The organism is Vibrio sp. Isolate34 (genome assembly GCF_022397915.1).
Classification (GTDB): domain Bacteria; phylum Pseudomonadota; class Gammaproteobacteria; order Enterobacterales; family Vibrionaceae; genus Vibrio.
This window is the reverse complement of the sequence record NZ_JAKEUO010000013.1, coordinates 143,478-164,526: the sequence shown is the minus strand read 5'-3', so window position 1 is coordinate 164,526 and position 21,049 is coordinate 143,478. Positions and strand designations below refer to the sequence as shown.

Below are 21,049 nucleotides of genomic sequence, written 5' to 3'. Positions count from 1 at the left end.
ACACTCTACACAGTTGCTTTACCGTAAATACAAGGTATCCGCCCCATGAACCCACGGGGCGATATTACTAATGTTTGAAATTCCAAGGTAGGAGCGCATCGATATCTGGCTCTGCTTTCGCCAGCTCTTTCATGCACTTGACCATGTAGTCGTAGAGGATAAGGCCGTTGGCTTTTGCAGTTTCGACGATACTATAAAGCATCGCACTCGCTTCAGCCCCGTTAGGATTGGTCGAGAAGAGCCAGTTCTTCCTGCCAATGACCAGCGGTTTAATTGCGCGCTCAGCACGATTATTGTCGATAGATAAGTGACCATCGTCGATATAGCGAATGAGCTTCGGCCATTGCCCAAGCGTGTACTTTATCGCTTTACCCAGTGAGCTAGAGCCTATCACTTTCTGAGTTGTCATCCATTCGTAAAAATCATCCAGTATTGGTTTAGCGTGTATCTGTCGCTCTGCTTTTCGTTTTTCGGCAGAGATGCCTTTCAAGCGTGATTCTATTCCATAGAGCTTCTGGATTTTAGCCAGTGCTTTATCCGCTTTGCCTGACTTGCCTTTTCCTTGAAGCTTCTTAGCATCCATGAACTTACGCCGTGCATGCGCCAAGCAGCCAACATTGGTCACTTGGTGAAGACCGTCATAGGCACCATAGCCATCGGTTTGCAGATAACCGCTATAGTCTCCCAAGAAGGCGACAGGACACGCCCTCGCGCGACTGTTTTGATAGTCGTACAAGGCGATATTTTTCACGTTGGGAAGTGCGGCTTCTGGCGAGTCTGCGCCCGAGCAGTAGAGCCACATGTAGCACTGCTTATCTTCCTTGAGAACATTGAGTGGTGTTTCATCCGCCTGAACCACTAATTGCTCTAGTAGGTGTGTTTTCAAGGCCGCATAAAGCGGTACGAACTTCTCACTGACTTGGATAATCCACCTTGCCATAGTGGTGCGTGATAATTCGATACCCGATTGAGTAAACAACGACTCTTGTCGATACAGTGGCATCGCGTATTGGTATTTGCCAAGGATGATATTGGCAAGCAAGCTTTCTGTTGCGAAGCTTTTAGGGATAATACTTTGCGGCGCTGGCTTTTGAACGATGCGGTTGTTGTCTTGGGTTTGCTCACACTGACGACAAGCATACTTAGGACGAACATATTCCAGCACTTTGAGTACAGCGGGCGTGAACTCCAGCTTTTCACTGCGGTCTTCACCGATTTTATGCAGACCATGTTTGCAGCATGCGCACTGCTTTTCATGGTCGTCTAAATCGAGTTCGATAACCTCACGAGGCAAGGTATTTGGAAGTGGCTTGCGCTTACCACGCCTCTTCGTTGTGGTGGTTGTCGTGACCTCAACCTCTTTTTCCTTAGCCGCTTCACATTCCACTTCGTTGAAGAGGTCACCTTGAAATTCGTCGTAAGGCTTTAACGCCTCCGAGCGTTTAGCGAACTGGCGGTCGAAGGCAAGCTTGAGCTGTTCAAGTAAGGATTGACGCTCTTGTTGCCATTGAGATTCCTTCTGCTCCTGAGAGAGCATCAGCGCTTTCACCATCGCTTGTAGCTCGGCAACACTTTGACTTTCTGGGTTGATATTTGGCGTCTTTTTCATGACATTTATTATACTAAAATCATGCCGTTAACGCTTGGTGGATAAGGCTTTATTATCGATTAAGTCATTGTAAAATCGTTTATTCGAACGGGTTTATGGCCGATAATCGTGAAGCCAGAAAGCAGTCTATCAAGCTCGAATTGAGTCAGGGTAAACACTTCATTTTTCTCTTTTGTAGGCCACTTGTACTTGGCTTTTTCGAGTCGCTTATACCAAAGGGCGAAGCCTGTTTTATCCCAATACAATACTTTGATTTTGTCGCGCTGTTTGTTGGTAAACAAGAACAGTGCGCCACTACCCAAAGGCAAATCGGTGTCACTTTCGATAATCGCAGCGAGGCCGTTGATGGACTTTCTAAAATCGACACTCTCACGATATAGATAAATCTCTGAAGCGCTGAGCATACGTTTCATGATAGCGCACCGATGAGCTCTGCGAGATAAGTGGCTGGCGTGCCTTGTGGAATGCTCAACTCAACATCATTGACGAGCAGTGTCATGTTAGCCGTTGCTAATTGAGCTTGATACTTGGTTGTCTTTTCAACGACTTCAGCTTTAACAAATCCGACAGGTGCTGATTGAATTGTCGACTGAAGTTGACGGCGTTTTGCGAAGAACGTCGATAAGCTGAGTCCGTGCTGTTCACAGAAAGCACGTTGAGTGATGTTGCTGTGCTCATAGCTTTCTAGAAGAGTTTCCCATTCTTGGTTTGTGCGTCGAATTGCCATTGCAAGTCTCCTTGTGGTTGAAGACCTGATCTTATTACTCGTGCAAAACGATTAGAATGCGGGGTTTATGACGCGCTTACNCAAATCCGACAGGTGCTGATTGAATTGTCGACTGAAGTTGACGGCGTTTTGCGAAGAACGTCGATAAGCTGAGTCCGTGCTGTTCACAGAAAGCACGTTGAGTGATGTTGCTGTGCTCATAGCTTTCTAGAAGAGTTTCCCATTCTTGGTTTGTGCGTCGAATTGCCATTGCAAGTCTCCTTGTGGTTGAAGACCTGATCTTATTACTCGTGCAAAACGATTAGAATGCGGGGTTTATGACGCGCTTACGACACAACTCATCATATTCAAGTTGTTAACAATTAAACCCTTTGGACTTTGGACTTTGGACTTTGGACTTTGGACTTTGGACTTTGGACTTTGGACTTTGGACTTTGGACTTTGGACTTTGGAGAATAGTGTGCTTTGATCACATATCAATGTGTAATTTAAGTATGAGCACTCAATATTTACGCTATACGTCGCATGCTAATTTGACTGAAGTGTTGTTTGGAAATGAGTTTATTATAATTGAGACAAGAAATTAAATACTAGGCATAAAAAAACCCAAGTAAGTACCTGGGTTAGAGTTACAAAAACCACTAATCATTAATGGCGTAAGGAACCTGATTAGTAGCCAGCTATGCGTAACCTGAGGGTTATTTTTATTACTGATCGGCGGCCAAACCAAATGGTGTAATAAAAATGCCAATATAGAGCGACCAAAAAGGTCGCTCTTTTTCTTTCTTATGAGATACAGCTTATCCTTTTACACCACCTGCCGTCAAACCGCCAACCAACCAACGTTGAGCAAGTAAGAACACGATAGTAATCGGAAGTGCTGAAAGTACAGCCGCTGCCGCAAAGTCACCCCATAGGTAGTTCTGAGGGTATAGGTATTGCTGCATACCTACTGCTAGCGTGTAAGAGTTCACATCGGTAAGTAGGATAGACGCTACTGGTACTTCACCTACTGTTGCAATGAACGACAGAATAAACACAACTGCTAGGATTGGCACAGACAATGGCAGTAGAACCAGTCTGAATGCTTGCCAAGGCGTTGCACCATCCAGTGCTGCAGCCTCTTCCAAAGAGTTATCAATCGTCTCAAAGTAGCCCTTAATCGTCCAAACGTGCAGTGCGATACCACCTAGGTAAGAGAAGATCAGACCGCCATGCGTGTTCAAGCCTAAGAACGGGATGTATTGACCAAGTTTGTCAAACAACGCGTAGATAGCCACTAGAGCAAGTACCGCTGGGAACATTTGGAAAATCATCATCGCTTTCAGGATAGTTTCTTTACCCTTGAAGCGCATACGAGCAAATGCGTAAGCCGATGTCGTAGACAGTGCCACAATCAAGATAGACGTCACACCCGCTACTTTAACCGAGTTCCATAACCACGTTAAAACAGGGAATGGAGGTGGCGTTACCGAGCCATCTGCGTTCGTTACTGAAATACCTAGTGCGAGTTTCCAGTGCTCCAATGATGGGTTGTCTGGAATCAAGCTACCCGTTGCGAAGTTACCTTCACGGAACGAGATCGCGATGATCATCAGAAGTGGGAAGATAATCATTGCCAAGAAGCACCACAACACTGCATGCGTTGCCCACACTCGGTATTTAAGGCCTTTACCTTGTACCATAGCCATTGTAGTGCTCCTTAATCTTGAGACAGTTTAGTGAAACGAAGGTTTAGTAACGCTAGTGCACCAACCAATAGGAAGATAAGCGTTGCGATTGCACTTGCTAGACCGAAGTCTTGACCGCCGCCGCCTTCGAATGCAATTCGGTACGTGTAGCTTACAAGCAAGTCTGTGTAACCCGCTGGCTCAGAAGTACCAATCATGTTCGGGCCACCATTCGTCAATAGTTGAATCATTACGAAGTTATTGAAGTTAAAGGCAAACGCTGCAATCAGTAGCGGTGTAAGCGGTTTAATCATCAATGGGAATGTGATGCGCTTGAAGTTATCAAGGAAGTTCGCACCGTCAATTGCTGACGCTTCGTATAAGTCATCAGGAATCGCTTTCAGCAAGCCCATACATAGAATCATCATGTAAGGGAAACCTAGCCATGTGTTAACAATCAACACCATGGTTTTCGCAAGGATTGGGTCTGAGAACCAGTTCGGGCTTAAGCCGAAGATATTCTCGAGCACCATGTTGATCTCACCAAAGCTCTGGTTGAATAAACCCTTAAAGATAAGAATCGAGATGAACGCTGGTACGGCGTAAGGCAGAATCAGTAGAACACGATAAATAGAGCGGCCTTTCAATTCTTCCCATTGTACGATGTTCGCCAGTACAAGACCGATGACAAGTGTGAACACTACGGTACATACAGAGAAGATAACCGTCCAAATAAAGATGCTGATGAACGGTTCTTTAATGCCTTCATCTTTCCACACACGTTCAAAGTTATGTGTACCAATGCTAACAACGAAGCCCGGAGAGATTGTGTTACCTGTAAACTCACCATTGGCATCAACAGATTGGTAGAAACCTAACTCCATATTTGGCTTGAGAACATCACCCGTTTCGTTGTTGATTAACGTTTCGTCATCATCTTGAAGAGTGTAAAGCGGAGCAACAGAAGCAAACTTACGTAAGCCACTCATACGGATGTCACCACCGTCCGGTAGGTTGAAATCAACACCACTGATCGCTGCTCGGTTTTGGATGATCGCTTTGATCTTCTCTTTTTCACCTTGCGTAGACTCGATTGCAGATAGGTCCATTTCTGTCGCTGTCATATTATCTAGAGAAAATACGTCAGTCGCTAATAGTTGGTCGCCATCTTTAACCACGATCTGGTGACCGTCGTCTGTTTTGTACAAAGTGAATGGGTAGCTATCACCACTTTGGAAAGTGCGGTCTAAAAGAACGGTTTGAGTACGTTCTAGAGAAAGCTGGTTTTTTGCGCTGTAGTTTGTAAACGCAAGCCCTACGGTGTATGCCAATGGGAAAAGAATGAATAAGATCATTCCGGCAATACCTGGGTAAATATAACGGTGGGCGTAAGTTTTCTTACTACCAAAAATGTAAAGTGCCAAAGCCGTTAAGATCACTGTAAGCAACGCAAAAGCGAGCTCACCGCGAGAATACATTAGAATTGTAGCGTAGCCGTTAATTAAGCCAACGCTACCAAGCAACCCCCATTTGATGAAGACGCTTTTACTGCCTGGAAGGCTTGATGGTGCTGGGATAGCATCTGTACCTTGAACTGACTGCATAGAGGAACCTGCTAGCGATATAGATAAAAAAATAGAAAAGTAAGGAGAGGTTGCCCTCTCCTTAAAAGGTAGTGCTTGGTTGTTACTTAGTCATACGACCTTCAGCAGCTTTTAGTGCTTGGTCTACTGATTGACGGCCGTCAACTACGTTGCCGATCGCTTCTTCCATGCTGTACCAGAACGTTGTGAACTGAGGGATGTTAGGCATGATTTCGCCGTTCATCGCGTTGTCCATTGTTGCTGCAATACGAGTATCGCTGTCTAGTTGACGTTGGAAAGAGTTAAGAGCAACAGCGCCTAGTGGCTTGTCGTCATTCAGGCTCTTCATACCTTCATCAGTTAGTAGGTAGTTTTCCATGAACTCAACAGCTAGGTCGCGGTTTGGAGAAGCAGTGCTGATACCACCAGCCCATACACCAACGAAAGGTTTAGACGCTTTACCGTTGAACTTAGGTAGCGTTGTTACACCGTAATCTACGCCGGCTTTCTTGATGTTTTCCCAACCCCAAGGGCCGTTGATTGTCATTGCAACGTTACCTGCAACGAATTCAGACTCAGCTACTGAGTAATCCATATCTGCAGAGATAACTTTGTCTTGTACCATCTTCTCGATGAAACCTAGAGACTTCTGAACACCTTCAGTCGCTACGCCCGCATCTTTAATGTCGTAACCTTCTGCTGTCTGTTTGAAGGCGTAACCACCGTCAGCTGCAAGTAGAGGCCATGTGAAGTAAGCGCCGCCACGTAGAGGCCACATGATCGCTTTCTTGCCGTCTTTCTGAAGTTCAGCATTGAGTGCTGGGATTTCTTCCCAAGATTTAGGTGGGTTAGGAACAAGTGCTTTGTTGTAAATTAGAGAAACTGACTCAACGGCAACAGGGTATGCAATTGTTTTACCTTCGTAAGAAACAGCGTCCCATGCGAAGTCTACGATACCTTCTTTAGTCTCTTTAGAAGGTTTGATATCTACAAGAAGACCCGCTTCTGCATAGCCGCCAAAACGGTCGTGTGCGTAGAAGATCATATCTGGGCCGTCGCCCGCTGCTGCTACTTGAGGGAATTTCTCTTCTAGCTTGTCAGGGAAAGCAACTGTTACTTTAACACCAGTATCTTCTTCGAAGCGTTTACCTACTTCAGCCATGCCTTCATAAGCTTTGTCACCACCTACCCAGATTGTTAGTTGTCCTTCTTCGATAGCAGCGTTTGCACCAAAAGAACCCAGAGCAACCAATGTACCTAGAGCTACAGCGCTTAGAGCGTTTTTCATGTGAATATCCTTTTTATATTTATACGTAGGGCACATCTACAAAGACGAGCCAGTTTTCGGAGGTTATGATCTGAGAAAACAGACCCTAGCTCATCATCCTAGCCACTACGCCCTAGCTATTATGGCTTAAATTCGTGATCGCCATCCGGTCAGATTAGAGACTAGAATCACAAAACACATACTCATCGTGATCAACATCACCGTTATGTGGTGGATTTATTTGAACTGGATCGCCAATTATTATTAACCCCCTATATCTACTCCTCCCCTCCTACTCCCCCTAGTTAATTTTCTATTAGGAGGATGTACCCTTCCGCCAATTCACGGAAACTGCATTCATCCAAGAGTGGATAGTAAGAACCCTTTACCAGCAAGTGTCGTGTGTAACCACATTGTTCATTAAGCTGGCTTCACTGCCCGCTGTTGTCTTTATTAAGCATCGAGCTAAATCTGTGATTGAATCACGGGGGAGGTTTAGCTGGATGTGGGGGAAATAGGCACCAGTTTGGCTATGACGGGTGGGCTTGGTTACAGAATCCAAGTCTCACCCACTTTTTTTCTTACTCACTCAATACTTACCAATTCCTACAGTTACTGCTGACCCAAAAATTTCTTATAATGATAAGCAGTAAAACTTAAAATTTGATCGATCGAGGACAAGCTAGATGGCGAGTGTCACGTTAAAAAACGTTTATAAATCATATGGTGATGTACAGATTTCTAAGGACGTAACCTTAGACATCAACGAAGGTGAATTCGTAGTATTCGTTGGACCATCAGGTTGTGGTAAATCGACGCTATTACGTTGTATCGCAGGTCTAGAAGACATTACGTCTGGTGATTTGTACATTGGCGACCAACGCATGAACGACGTTGAGCCATCAAAGCGTGGCGTAGGTATGGTATTTCAATCTTACGCGCTTTACCCTCACCTGAACCTTTACGACAACATGTCTTTTGGTCTTAAGCTAGCGAACGCTGATAAAGCTGAGATTGATAAGCGTGTTGAGCATGCTGCTGAAATCCTTCAGCTTGGTCACTTACTAGAGCGCCAACCAAAAGCTCTTTCTGGTGGTCAACGTCAACGTGTTGCAATTGGTCGTACTCTGGTTTCTCAACCAAACGTATTCCTGCTAGATGAGCCGCTATCTAACCTAGATGCTGCACTGCGTGTTCAAATGCGTTCACAAATCACTAAGCTACAACGTCAACTTGGTTGCACCATGATCTACGTTACCCACGACCAAGTGGAGGCGATGACAATGGCCGATAAGATTGTGGTACTTGATGGCGGTTATGTATCTCAAGTTGGTAAACCACTTGACCTATACCACTACCCTCAAAACCGTTTCGTTGCTGGCTTTATTGGCTCGCCGAAGATGAACTTTATGTCTGTACACATTGAACAGGCTGAAGCAGAACGCGTATTAGTACAGCTTTCAAACGGCATGACTTTCTGGATCCCTGTTGATGGTACAACCGTTAACGTTGGCGACCGTATGTCTCTGGGCGTTCGCCCTGAGCACTTGATGTCTGCTGAAGCGGGTGATGCAACGATTGAAGGCGAAGTAATGATCGTCGAGAAACTAGGTAACGAAACTCAAGTTTACCTAAACCTTGAAAGCGCAGATGCTGACGTTATCTATCGTCAGCCAGACACGCTAACAGTTGAACCTGGCGACAAGCTAGCGATTGGTATTCCAGCGCACCGTTGCCACTTATTCCATAGCGATGGCCGAGCATGTCGTCGTCTATACAAAGAGTACGGCACTGATTAATCGATTCACTGTTATTCGATAACTGTCCAAATTCAGTCCCTCTTACGTTGTAAGGGGGATTTGTCTTTCTGTAAGGTCTTAATCAGTAACACGCATTGCTTTCACTAGCACATTAGTTGCAGGCAATAAAAAAGATCTAGCATGTGCTAGACCTTTATCTGTTCAGTTAGAGCCTCGGCTCAACCAATCACTTCAAACAGCCACTCAAAACCATTACTTAAAAGAGAGGACGTGTCTTAAGCTTAGTGGATTGGCGTATCACTTTTTTTGTTGAACTGGCCAAAATGCTTTTCTAACACTTCTGGAGTCAGTTTGCCTTCCGCTTCTAGTCGCTTAAATTCAGCAACGATCGCTTTTTGCTCTTCAAGTGATGGCAGTTTTACCTCTGGCTCATCGCCCATCTCTTGAGTCATCTGCTCTAGTTCTTTTTCAAAATCGCTCATGATACTTACCTAAATATTAAACCTAATCAGATTTTACTCATTTACGCCCTGTGATGCTAGGGTGATTGAGTTTAAAGCCCGAAACCAGATCAAGCTAAGGTCAATTAGAAGAGAACAAAACCACAAAACAAAAAGAGCTGGATTCACGATTAAATGAGTCCAGCTCTTAGTCGATGTAACCATCTAAGCCATGCTATGACCTAAGGTATTAAAGCTTGAATGAACCAACCATCTTATCTAGACGAGAAGACAAGTCGCGAAGCTCTTGGCTCGCTTCTGCAAGTTGCTCAGCCGTGCCCGTCGTCACTTCGTTGATCGCGTTGATCTCTTCAATGTTCTGGTTGATGGTGTGAACCACGGTTGATTGCTCTTCCGTTGCCGTAGCAACTTGCGTGTTACGGTCGGTAATATCAACGATACGGTCTGAAATGCCACCCAGTACGTCTACCGCCTCATCCGATGCAGATACACCCTCAAGAGTGATCACTTTACCTGCACTCATTGCCGTTACCGCATCTTTCGCATCACTTTGCAGTTGGTTGATCATCTTCTGAATCTCTTCCGTTGAATCGGCAGTGCGGCTTGCTAGGTTACGTACTTCATCTGCTACAACGGCAAAACCACGACCTTGTTCACCGGCACGTGCTGCTTCAATCGCAGCGTTCAGTGCAAGTAAGTTAGTTTGCTCTGAAATATCACGGATAACACCCAGAATAGAGCCAATGTCTTGCGTTGTTGAAGCCAGCTGCTCAACCACTTGGCCTGTGCTTTCAATGTCTTGAGCTAAACGGCTGATCGCGTCTTTGGCTTTGTTCACAACAGAACGACCTACTTCCGTATTGCCTGACGCTTGTGTTGCTGTTTCTGCTGCTGTTGCTGCGTTTGATGCAATCTCACTGATGGTCATACCCATTTGGTTAATCGCAGCCACCACTTGAAGCGTTTGGTCACGCTGTTCTTGGCTATTGTCATGAGTGATGTGCGCTTTGTTAGAAACGCTCTCTGCTGCCACTTGAAGCGCTTGGCTTGTTGAACATACCTCTTTCATCGACTCGTGGATCTTTTCAATGAATCCGTTGAAACCTTTTGAAAGCTGTGCGATTTCATCGTTGCCTTTCACTTCGATACGCTGTGCAAGGTCACCATCACCTTCACCTAGGTCACCAAAGCGTTTAGCCAGTAATTTAATTGGCTGAGTAATGCTGTTTGCTAGTACTACGCCCATTAGGATGAACACTAGCGCCACAACCGCAGTCATGATCAGCATCTTTTGTGCCGTCTCATCTAGCTCAGCAAATACTTCACCTGTTGGTACTACACCAATAACAAACCAGTCCATCGACGACACGTATAAACTTGCCACGAACAGCTCTTGGCCTTGGCTTTCTGTGGTAATCAGGTTAAAGCCAGACTTGTTCAAAAGCTGGCTTGATTGAGAACCATAAAGTTGTTGAAGTGAAGAGTCACTGCGCGAGCGTTCACGGTGGATTTGAACATCACCTTGGCTATCCGTTAAAAAGACGAAACCAGTATTTTCAATCTTGAACCCGTTCAGTAGGCTCACCATGTCATCCATCGATTTTGATAAACCAGACATCGCTAAGCCAGAAGGCTGTTGGTAGTTAGCGAACATTTTCACTTCACCATTGGCTTCTTGGAACATGCTCACCATGGTTGGCTGTCCAGACTGAGTAAAGCCAAAGAACCAACCATCTTGCTGTTGATTTAACTGACGTAAGAAACCATTTTGGTTCCAGTAGTAAGCCGTTTGACGGTTCGCCACTGAAGCATCATTTAACTGATATTGGTTACGAACGTTGTTCAGTTGTTTAACTAACTTATTCTCTAGTGCAGGGTCGCGATCTGTCGATTCAATTGCATCAGAGATGAATTCGTTTGACGCAATTTGCTCCGCCGCTAACAACAGTTGAGAGACTTCACGGTCAATTTCACCATTGATTCGCTCAAGCATCCCAGGAAGTTCAATATCAACCAATCGATGACTCAAGACATCTCTTGCTTGTTGCTGTGCCATCGCGCCAACAATGACCGTAGAAGCAAGAACCGCAAAAGTAATACCAAGTACAACCTTTTGCTTGATACTCAGAGAGTTAGTTTTCAACATATTTGGACCTTCAAAAAGAATCGCTCGTTATTTGTGTACCCTGAACAGGACTTTTTTAGTGCACTCCAAGTAGAAGTGCACAATCTAAGTTATGTATCGACCGCAACCAATAAAACTAGAGAGGATTCTCGCAAAAATTTGCAAATTCGATGTAACAACCGAATTGACTTAGCCTAAGGTCACATCAGCAAGGTAAGTGCACGGAGGTTTGATATTTATTTTTGTTATCTGAGCATTGAGGTTTCACCTAGTTTTCACGAGCGCCCTCCTTTTGAGCTTTAGTATGTAAAAACCAGTTGATATGGTAAAAGTCATAACCGAGTAGTGTTTTTATCTAACTACTTGTAAATCATTCCAAATTTGAAAAAATAAATTACGCAGATGTACTGGAACTTTTTACTACGGATAAGTGACCAATACTCAAAATAAAAATCAAATGGATACCCAGAGAGTCCAAAATGCACAAAACAAATTTCGAAGTCCTTCAAAACTATTTAGAGTCTCAAATCATTGGTCAACAAGAGCTCGTTAAACAGCTGATGATCGCCCTGCTGGCGGATGGTCATATCCTTGTTGAAGGACCTCCCGGTTTAGCAAAAACTCGCGCCGTAAAATCACTGGCTGATTGTGTTGAAGGAGATTTCCACCGCATTCAGTTTACGCCTGACCTACTGCCTGCAGACTTAACGGGTACCGATATCTTCCGACCAGAGACCGGAGAGTTCACTTTCCAATCTGGCCCGATTTTTAACTCGCTTATTCTAGCGGATGAGATCAACCGTGCTCCGGCGAAAGTACAAGCGGCAATGCTGGAAGCGATGGCTGAAAAACAAGTCACTGCAGGTCGAAAAACCTATGCTCTGCCTGAACTGTTCTTAGTAATGGCAACGCAAAACCCGATTGAGCAAGAAGGCACATACCCACTGCCAGAAGCCCAGCTAGACCGTTTCTTACTTCATCTAGAAGTTGAATATCCAGATATGGAAAGTGAACTTGAGATCCTTCGACTCAACCGCGGAGAAGCTCAAGGCAACGAATCGGTTCAGCCACAAGAGATATCTCAGCAAACGATCTTTGAAGCACGCCAAGAAGTACTCAATATTCACATGGCAGATACCATTGAGCAGTACATCATCAGACTGGTAATGGCGACTCGCCAACCTAAGCAGTACAGCGACCAACTTAATCAATGGCTAGATATGGGGGTTAGCCCACGTGCAACGATTGCTCTAGACCGCTGCGCTCGTGCACATGCTTGGCTTGCTGGCCGTGACTATGTTACTCCACAAGACGTTCAAGCGATGGCATTCCCTGTACTGCGTCACCGCCTACTTCGTAGCTACCACGCACAAGCTGAAGGTGTCACTGCAAACCAAGTGATCGCACACCTTATTTCACTGGTTGGCAGCGCATAGGAATACGCGCATGAATAATCAACTACCTAACCACAGTGACGGCGTGATGCTGAATCTGGATGAATTGCTGCAATACAAGGCGCAGTCTGTTCGATGGTTACCTCCGGCGAAGAGCCTCTGGTCTCAACTCAATGGCCAACACGAAAGCAACCGCAAAGGGCGTGGGATGAATTTCTCGGAAGTTCGTCAGTATCAAGCGGGCGATGACATTCGCAGCATTGATTGGCGAGTAACAGCGAGAACCGGCAAGGCGCATACCAAACTGTTCTCTGAAGAAAGAGAGCAACCTGTCATTTTGTTTTTGGATCTATCAAGCAGCATGATTTTCGGCTCAACCTTATTGCTAAAATCGGTTCAACTTGCGCACTTTGCTAGCCAACTGTGCTGGTTAACTGTGGCGCAAAAAGACCGAATTGGTGCTGTGATCGATACGGGCAAAGAGATCATTGAGATTAAACCCAGTGCGAGCAACCACGCTCCGCTGCGTATTTTGCAAAAAGTCATAGAAATCAATAATTCGGCACTGACTAATCACGACAATCATAGTGACACGACCTTAGAGCATGGACTGAAATCTCTGCACCAGCTTTGCTCTAAAGGAAGCGACATCATTATGCTCAGTGATTTTGTGCGTTACCAAGAAAGTGATTACTCACTTATCAGTCAAATACGTCGCCACAACCGAGTACGTCTGGTGCATTTTTATGACCCACTAGAGCAAGGTCAAACGACCTATAAAGGCTCGAAACAAGTTACCGATGGCAATAAAACACAGTGGTTCAACTTCTCCTCTAATAAAGAAAAGGAAAAGCTCAACCATGCCTTCTCGGCCAAGCAGCAACAGCTACAACAGGTGGGATTATCTCTCGCGATACCCTATAGCTCGCTGTCGAGCGCGCAGCCATTGATGAGCCAGATATCAGGAGCTCAGTCATGAATCAACCCTTAGATTTAAGCCCTGTTATTGCGCCAGACGCACCAACATGGTGGCCTTTGGCGTGGGGTTGGTGGGCCGTAATTGTCACAGCCATTATCCTGATTGCTTTGGTGTTTTTTATTGTAAAACGCAGAAAAAACAATCAACAGGCGAAGAGAGAAGCGCTGTCTTACTTCACTAATAGTCAGTCTTCAGATCGTTTGTCTCCAAGTGAAGCACAACGCATCCTTCGTCAGGCTGCACTGAGCTACTTTCCGCGAGAAAAAGTGGCTGGCCTAACAGGGGATGATTGGTTGAAGTTCTTAGACACGCAGCTGAAAAAGCCGTTGTTTGTAGAAAAACAATCCCAGTGGCAACAGTCGCTTTATCAAGATCCAACTTCAATGAATGACGATCTGCGAAAGGTTCAGCAGCAATTAGTTAATGACTGTGAAACTTGGATTCGTAAAGCCCTTCCTCCAAAGCGAGGTAACCATGACTGATCTTTTAAACACGAGCATTCTAAATATTGAATTCGTTTGGTGGTGGATGTTTTTCCTAGCACCACTGCCGTTTCTCGTTTATTTGTTCTCACCTAAGGCGGAATCAAGTAGCGCCCTTAAGCTTCCATTTCTGCCAGAGAACAGCAATACCAAAACACCGAGTACTCGCTTACCAAAAGCGTTGTCAGTGCTTATTTGGCTACTGCTAGTAACGGCGAGCGCTCGCCCGGTCTGGTATGGCGAACCCGTTGAGTTTCAACCGAAGCACCGTGATTTGATGTTGGTTGTCGACCTCTCATACTCCATGAGCCAAGAGGACATGCAATTCAATGGCGAGTACATCGACCGCTTATCGGCAGTGAAACATGTGTTGAGTGACTTCATTGAACGCCGCAAAGGCGACCGAGTTGGTTTGGTGCTCTTTGCCGATCATGCCTACCTACAAACACCTTTGACTTTGGATAGAGACACGCTGTCACAGCAACTCAATCAAGCAGTCCTAAGACTGATCGGTAATCAAACCGCGATTGGTGACGGCATTGGCCTGGCGACCAAAACCTTTGTTGATAGCGATGCACCGCAACGTGTGATGGTGCTACTTAGTGACGGCAGTAATACTGCAGGGGTGTTAGACCCATTAGAGGCTGCAGACATTGCCAAGAAATACAACGCAACCATATACACCGTCGGTGTTGGCGCAGGCGAAATGATGGTTAAAGAGTTCTTCATGAATCGTAAAGTGAATACTGCTCAAGACTTGGATGAACGCACGCTAATGGAAATTGCAAAACGCACAGGCGGTCAATACTTCCGAGCGCGTGACAGTAAAGAGCTGGCGACGATTTACGACACCATCAACCAATTGGAACCCGTGACAAATGCCACTAAGGTTTGGCGACCACAACAAGAGTGGTTTGTATGGCCTTTGTCTGCGGCAATGTTCTTCGCATTTATGCTGTTAGCCATTAGGAGAAACAATGTCTAACTTTACTTTTATCTACCCATATTGGTTCTTGGCTCTTGGCGCGTTGCCCGCGATTTGGTGGCTTAGCAAGAAGCAATCTAAGCAAGGGTTATTAGCGTCTCATATCGCTCGCTACTTGGCGCCAGAATCGAGCAAGCCATCGAAAAACCGCAGCACTTACTTTGGTATCTGGTGGTTAATTGGTGTTATTGCACTAGCCGGCCCCAGCTTTCAAAACAATGAACAGCCGAGCTTTGAAAAAACGCAGGCGCGAGTTGTGATGATGGACATGTCGATGTCTCTATACGCTACCGACATAAAACCAAATCGCCTAACTCAAGTGCGATACAAGGCTCTTGATCTGCTTTCGTTATGGAAAGAAGGTCTAACCGGAATGGTCGCGTACGCTGGCGATGCTTACACCATTAGCCCGCTAACGTCCGACATCAACACCATCAAGAGCCAAGTGCCAAACTTGTCTCCGGATATCATGCCCTACCAAGGCAGTAACGCACCAGCTGCGGTAAAGCTTGCCATTGAAATGATGACTCGCGCGAAGATATATCAAGGTGACTTGGTATTGATTGCTGATGACATAGATGACCAAGAGAAGAAAGAGATCGACTCGCTGCTATCTGGTAGCAATTGGACGCTATCCATTTTAGCGGTGGGTACTGAAAGTGGCGCGCCCATCTCTTTACCAACAGGCTCAATGCTGCAAACCGATTCAGGACAAACCGTGGTCGCGAGAACCCACTTAGAGAACATGCGCGAACTGACTCGCAGTTATGGTGGCACGTTCACTGAGGTTCAATTTGATGACTCAGATGTTGAACATATCGCGAGTTATCTCGACCGAGTTGCAACAACCTCTGAGGTGACCAAGACCAATAACTCCCTCAACACCAGAGTCAACAATGGCTTTTGGTTACTGCCATTCCTATTACTCCCTGCACTTGGGCTGTTTCGGAAGGGGGTTATTTGGTGCGGATTAGCTGTAGCTTTGTCATTCAGCCAACCAAATGCTGCGTTTGCGAATCCTTGGAAAACCGACGATCAGGTGGGTTATCAGCTTTATCAAGATGAAGACTTTCAACAAGCTGCAGAGCAGTTCCAACAACAAGAGTGGAAAGGCATTTCACAATACAAAGCGGGAGACTTCGAAGCTGCAGAGCAGACACTACAAGGTTTGAATGGCGAAGATGCTCGCTACAACCTTGCAAATGCACAAGCTCAGCAAGGCAAGTACGATCAAGCAATAGAAGAGTATCAACACATTCTAGAAAACAACCCTGAGCACGCCTATGCCAAGAAGAATCTAGAGATCGTCAAACAAGCCCAACAGCAACAGCAACAGCAACAGCAACAGCAACAGCAACAGCAAGGCGATTCTGAATCCAAAGATCAAAAAGACCAAGACCAGCAGAATCAGCAAGGTCAGCAAGGTCAGCAAGGTCAGCAAGGTCAGCAAGGTCAGCAAGGTCAGCAAGGTCAGCAAGGTCAGCAAAATGATGCTTCGCAAGACTCGTCGGATCAAAAGCAAAGTTCTGCAGACAATAAAAACTCCCAGAACCCAACAGATGACCAAGCTGAAAGTGCAAACCAAGCACAAGCCAAAGACCAACCGGATGCAAATGCAGGCGAACAAGAAGGCGAGCAAACAGCACAGTCTAAACAGCCAAGTAAAGCCGAGCAGTCAGAAGCTCAAGAGCAAGATGAATCACAACCTCAAAGTGCGAGCGCACAGCAAGCTTCAAGCGAAAAAGGTGAAGACGATGCTCAACAAGCTGTAGCACAAACTTCAGGGCAACCGCTATCGAGTGACCCAGATATGCGAAAGCTTGAGCAAGTAGAAAGCGCCCGTGACCCGAGCCAGCTGCTTAAAGCACAAATGATTTTACAAGCACGACAAAAAGGTGCTCCTAACAACCAGAACAAAAAGTGGTAACCATGCGATTTCTTAACAAGCCATTTTTATCCATACTCCTAACGCTGTTATTAGGCGCTTTCTCGTCCTTTTCGGCATTGGCGGCGACTGCTGTAGCGAGTGTTTCACAAAACAGTGTCACCAAAGATCAAGTATTCCTACTTAGAGTCGCAACCGATGAAAAGGTCTCTTCTGATGCTTTAGATTTAACGGCGCTCCAACAGGATTTCTATGTCAGTACACCAAGCTTTGGCACGTCGATGCGAATCGTCAATGGTAGCCGTTCGGTGTCAAGTGAATGGAACATCAGCCTTGCTCCACTGCGTTTGGGTAAGGTTCAGATTCCTAGCTTCAATATTGAAGGGGCAAAAACCAAGCCTATCACCATCAATGTTGCCGTTAATAAAGCGGCACCCACTCAACATGATATGGCTGAATTCAAGCTTAATCTGAGTAAAGACTCGCTGTACCCACAAGAAGTCGCTGAGCTGGACGTAAAACTCATTATTAAAGCTGACCCAAGAAGACTGCAAGATCCTAAAATAGCGCCACCAAGCTCGCCGGGCTTAGATGTTGAACCTATTGGTGAATCGAAACAATTTCAAGATGTCCTCAATGGACAAGAAGTGACGGTTGTTCAACAGTCTTTCCGTATCTCATCACAAAAAGCCGGACAGTTTAAGCTGAGTGGACCGAAGCTGACTGGAGCCGTTGTCTACTCGACCAACAACTCAAGCACAACGCGATTGTTCCAACTCGACACTCCCGTTGAAACCCTAGATGTAACCGTCAAAGAGGTGCCAAAAGGCTACCAAGGTGAGTGGTTACCAACATCGAACTTCAAGTTGATTCAAAAGTGGTCAGATAGCCAAGGTAACGAGCTAACCAATAACAATGGTTTGGAAGGCGATGACCAAACCATCGAAATGGAAGCGGGTGATTCGTTAACTCGTACCATTACTATGACGGCTAGCAACTTAACCCAGCACCAACTGCCGAAACTCAATGTCACCTACCCTAAATCGGTTCGTGTTTATGAAGAGAAGCCGCAATTTGGTACAACGCAGTCAGGCGATGCTGTGGTGGTTTACAAGCAGGTATTGATCCCGAAAGAAGCTGGAAATATCTCGCTTCCGGATATCTCTCAAGCTTGGTTCAACACCGATTCACAATCTGAGGAAACCAGTAAAGCACTTGGACTAGGGTTAGCGGTAAAAGCAAGTGACCGTGCGACGTCTAGTACACCACCGGTTACAGCACCACCAGCACAACAAGTAAGCCCAACGGTTGTGACTGTTGATAGCCCGGGGTTTTGGCCTTATCTCACCGCTCTGTTCGCTGTCTTATGGTTAATCAGCTCAGCGATGGCTTTCTACTTCTGGTTACGCCGCGGTGTCACGACAAAACCAACACACACTGTTGAACGTCAATCAGATACAGCTGAAGCGCTTATTGAAGCTCTAAAAACGAAAGATGGTGTTATGACCAGAACCTTGTTTGAGCAATGGAAAGCTGAAAACCCAGATTTGAACAATGAGACGTTAGCAGCCGTTGAAGCCGAGCTAAGCAAGTTAAACCAAAGCCTTTATGGTGAAGCTAGCTCTTCAACCTCATCATGGGATCCTTCTGAGGCAATCAAAGCCGTTAAGAAGCCAAAGCGAGTCTCTAGCAAAACGCGTAAAAGCTCACTAGAAACACTTTAATTAACCAGAAAAGCTATAATTGGTAGAAAAATGAAGCCGTGATGACCACCTTGTGAGCATCACGGCTTCTTTTGTTTTACGGTAGGGAGAAACAGATACTAGACTAAGAGATTGAAACTGCGACTTTTTTTCGCTTCAAGGCTGAGACGATTCTATTTCGCCCTGAATCTTTAGCTTGATACAAGGCTTTATCCGCCTTGCCGTAAAGCAGGTCAAAGTCGAACTGGTGTTGGTCTGAAGTTATCGAGGCATACCCGACCGATGCAGTTAAATATGGGCTAGTGCTGCTTTCACAGTGAAGGATTTTCGCCTCTTCAATGCACTTTCTAATCGACTCGGCACGCTGCTTCGTTTCAGAATGATTAGTGCCAATCATCAACAACATAAACTCCTCGCCCCCAATACGACAGAAGGTTTCCTTGTCACTATGAACATGAGCATTAAGTATCTTGCCGATGGTTCGCAGAGCTGCGTCCCCTTCAGTATGGCCATAGACGCTGTTGTACAAACCAAAATGATCCAAGTCGACGAGGATCAACCCAAATGTAATTTCATGCTGCGTAGCAAAGGCACCTTGATCGTCGCAGTTCAAATCTTCTAAGACTTGCGACAACATACGACGATTTCCAAGACGTGTCAGAGGGTCTAATTTAGAAATGATATCCAGTTGCTCATTGGCCAACTCTAGCTCTTGGGTGCGCTTGCTGACTTCCTGCTCCAGAGTTTCATTGAGCTTTTTCAGCTCCTCTTGCGCCATGGTTCTTTGCAACACCTCGGCAAGGCTTGAAGCAAAGATACGTATCACTTCACGAAGCTGCGAGGTTAAAGGGCTGCGAGTTAACAGGTTATCGGCAGCAATAAACGCAATCGGCTCACCTGTATTTGTGGTGAGCATGGTCATTGCCGTCCAACCGACGCCGACAATATTAAAATCGTGATAAATAGGAACAGACTCTTCAAACGCCACTTGGTTAGGACAAGCACGCGCTGCGGCTACGATGTCACGTTCCACAAGCTCTGAGCGATAATAGGACTCATCGACTATGTCGCCTTTAATGTCAGTGCCCCACGTACCTTGCATGTAGCTACAGTTTTTATCAGTGAGGAACACCGCTAATCGGTCAATGCCTAAGTGCTGAATAGCGAAACTGACCGCGGACTTACAGACTTCACTGACACTGTCGCAGCGAGAAAGCTCAACCATGCTCGAATGCAGCATACGTATGTTCTGCTCTTGACGCTTACGGATGTAGATCTGAGAAAGCAGAGAGCCAAAAGACTCAAGCATCTGCTTTTGATAATTAGTGATTGGCGAGCGGTGAATGTAGTTATCCATGGCGATCCAGCCGACAGGTTTGTCCCCTTCACGCAAGATAAGCATACCGTTCCAGCCTTGCCCAACGACCTTCCCTTCTGTGTATAGGGGCGCGTTCTCTATAATGACGAGATTAGTGTGATTATCAGACAATGCCTCAATGTACTCGGCTTCAAGTTGATGCAAGTCGTATTGAGTATGATGCTCGCTATTTGTCTTGCCCGCTTCGTCAGTGCCATAGGTGCCACTGAAACAACGCTTTTTCATATCGAGCAACATGAAGATCGCACGATCAAAACCTAAACGGTCACGAACAGCTTCAACCGAAGCTTTATACAAGGCATCTAAGGACTCAGGGTTAGAAAGCTCTAACGCGACTTGATGAACCAATTTCATGTTCTCAACAAACAGCTCTCGTAGCTTTATCTCATCAAGGTACAGTGCTTCGCGTGTGTCTCGGTGCTTTATCTCAAGAGCGGCATTCTTTTCGGCACGAATACATTGCCAACGGGCAGCCGCGAGCTGTAAGACATCAAGATCTTGATCGAAGGTTTGATTAACCTTCTCAGCATTGCAATTTTGAACAATTAAATAAGTTCTGCAGGCAGGCGCGTTGTCGAGCATCATGATGAATGACTCTCCACCCAGCACCTTCATATGCTCCCACTTACAAGTATTGATAGCCATAGGCAACACCCCGTCCGCGGTATCGAACTGGGCAACCCAAGGCCAAAATGTGGAAGGATAACTCGATAACGAGGTTAATTCGCCGAAAGAGAACAGCGCTAACGAATCGCTCTCCGGCGTCGGCTCCGCAAATATTCCAATCCCTTGAGGAGCGAGTACCTTAACCAGATAGTCAAAAAGAGGTTCAGCCAATAAACGATGGTCGCGCGCAGCAGATATTTGTTTTGCAAAGGCTTTTACAGGCACAGCTTCCGTCCATTGGCTATTGAGAATACAGCAAAAATACAGAAGCCTTGATATGCAATCAATGTAACTAAAAATGAGATGTTAAGCGGGTCGCAATTTCACTTTTAACATTATCACAAGCATGAGAAGGACGACAAAAATGGGATTTTC

Annotated in this window: 16 protein-coding genes and 1 pseudogene; 7 read left to right on the top strand and 10 right to left on the bottom strand. The window is 45.7% G+C overall.

Features of this window, described 5'->3' with window-relative positions; translation table 11 throughout:
- Positions 1 to 67: 67 nt before the first annotated feature.
- The 7 genes and pseudogenes from L1D22_RS15110 to malE all read right to left on the bottom strand — a co-directional run bounded on the left by L1D22_RS15110 (position 68) and on the right by malE (position 6,877).
- Entirely contained in the window at positions 68 to 1,609 is a 1,542-nt protein-coding gene (locus L1D22_RS15110; RefSeq protein ID WP_239830404.1) for an IS66 family transposase, read from the bottom strand.
- Between the two features lie 59 nt (positions 1,610 to 1,668).
- Complete coding sequence (tnpB, locus tag L1D22_RS15105) at positions 1,669 to 2,022, bottom strand: IS66 family insertion sequence element accessory protein TnpB (RefSeq protein ID WP_239830403.1); 354 nt, start codon at positions 2,020 to 2,022, stop codon at positions 1,669 to 1,671.
- On the bottom strand, positions 2,019 to 2,336 hold the full coding sequence (locus L1D22_RS15100) for an IS66 family insertion sequence element accessory protein TnpB (protein ID WP_239830402.1): 318 nt from the start codon (positions 2,334 to 2,336) through the stop codon (positions 2,019 to 2,021). Before L1D22_RS15100 ends, tnpB begins: the two co-directional genes overlap by 4 nt.
- Before the next feature lie 82 nt (positions 2,337 to 2,418).
- Positions 2,419 to 2,586, bottom strand: a pseudogene (locus L1D22_RS15095) (IS66 family insertion sequence element accessory protein TnpB); the annotation flags it as partial.
- Positions 2,587 to 3,136: 550 nt separating this feature from the next.
- A complete protein-coding gene (gene malG / locus L1D22_RS15090; RefSeq protein WP_017633186.1) occupies positions 3,137 to 4,027 on the bottom strand; it encodes a maltose ABC transporter permease MalG in 891 nt (296 codons plus the stop codon).
- A gap of 11 nt (positions 4,028 to 4,038) precedes the next feature.
- The gene (gene malF, locus L1D22_RS15085) at positions 4,039 to 5,610 is read right to left on the bottom strand and encodes a maltose ABC transporter permease MalF (RefSeq protein WP_239830401.1); all 1,572 of its coding nucleotides are present in this window, start codon (positions 5,608 to 5,610) and stop codon (positions 4,039 to 4,041) included.
- A gap of 82 nt (positions 5,611 to 5,692) precedes the next feature.
- A complete protein-coding gene (malE, locus tag L1D22_RS15080) occupies positions 5,693 to 6,877 on the bottom strand; it encodes a maltose/maltodextrin ABC transporter substrate-binding protein MalE (protein ID WP_239830400.1) in 1,185 nt (394 codons plus the stop codon).
- 665 nt (positions 6,878 to 7,542) lie between these two features.
- Between malE and malK the strand changes: the two genes are divergently transcribed.
- Entirely contained in the window at positions 7,543 to 8,655 is a 1,113-nt protein-coding gene (gene malK / locus L1D22_RS15075) for a maltose/maltodextrin ABC transporter ATP-binding protein MalK (protein ID WP_017633183.1), read from the top strand.
- 242 nt (positions 8,656 to 8,897) lie between these two features.
- On the opposite strand, the gene L1D22_RS15070 is transcribed toward malK, so the two are convergent.
- Entirely contained in the window at positions 8,898 to 9,098 is a 201-nt protein-coding gene (locus L1D22_RS15070) for a hypothetical protein (protein ID WP_017057910.1), read from the bottom strand.
- Positions 9,099 to 9,306: 208 nt separating this feature from the next.
- Positions 9,307 to 11,223: a methyl-accepting chemotaxis protein gene (locus tag L1D22_RS15065; protein WP_239830399.1), complete on the bottom strand. Its 1,917-nt coding sequence runs from the start codon at positions 11,221 to 11,223 to the stop codon at positions 9,307 to 9,309.
- A 458-nt stretch (positions 11,224 to 11,681) separates the two neighbouring features.
- Here L1D22_RS15065 and L1D22_RS15060 point away from each other — a divergent pair, with 458 nt between their 5' ends.
- Genes L1D22_RS15060 through L1D22_RS15035 form a run of 6 tightly spaced genes read left to right on the top strand, consistent with a single transcriptional unit; the run spans position 11,682 to position 18,651 of the window.
- The gene (locus L1D22_RS15060; protein ID WP_239830398.1) at positions 11,682 to 12,638 is read left to right on the top strand and encodes a MoxR family ATPase; all 957 of its coding nucleotides are present in this window, start codon (positions 11,682 to 11,684) and stop codon (positions 12,636 to 12,638) included.
- 10 nt (positions 12,639 to 12,648) lie between these two features.
- Entirely contained in the window at positions 12,649 to 13,575 is a 927-nt protein-coding gene (locus L1D22_RS15055; RefSeq protein WP_239830397.1) for a DUF58 domain-containing protein, read from the top strand.
- Positions 13,572 to 14,057: a DUF4381 domain-containing protein gene (locus L1D22_RS15050; protein WP_239830396.1), complete on the top strand. Its 486-nt coding sequence runs from the start codon at positions 13,572 to 13,574 to the stop codon at positions 14,055 to 14,057. Before L1D22_RS15055 ends, L1D22_RS15050 begins: the two co-directional genes overlap by 4 nt.
- Positions 14,050 to 15,042, top strand: coding sequence for a VWA domain-containing protein (locus L1D22_RS15045; protein WP_239830395.1), 993 nt, complete (start codon positions 14,050 to 14,052; stop codon positions 15,040 to 15,042). The genes L1D22_RS15050 and L1D22_RS15045 overlap by 8 nt, the downstream gene beginning before the upstream one ends.
- Complete coding sequence (locus L1D22_RS15040) at positions 15,035 to 16,969, top strand: VWA domain-containing protein (RefSeq protein WP_239830394.1); 1,935 nt, start codon at positions 15,035 to 15,037, stop codon at positions 16,967 to 16,969. The genes L1D22_RS15045 and L1D22_RS15040 overlap by 8 nt, the downstream gene beginning before the upstream one ends.
- Before the next feature lie 2 nt (positions 16,970 to 16,971).
- On the top strand, positions 16,972 to 18,651 hold the full coding sequence (locus L1D22_RS15035; RefSeq protein WP_239830393.1) for a BatD family protein: 1,680 nt from the start codon (positions 16,972 to 16,974) through the stop codon (positions 18,649 to 18,651).
- A 103-nt stretch (positions 18,652 to 18,754) separates the two neighbouring features.
- Here the strand turns inward: L1D22_RS15035 and L1D22_RS15030 are convergent, their stop codons facing one another.
- Positions 18,755 to 20,899, bottom strand: coding sequence for a GGDEF domain-containing protein (locus tag L1D22_RS15030; protein ID WP_239830392.1), 2,145 nt, complete (start codon positions 20,897 to 20,899; stop codon positions 18,755 to 18,757).
- Positions 20,900 to 21,049: the final 150 nt, after the last annotated feature.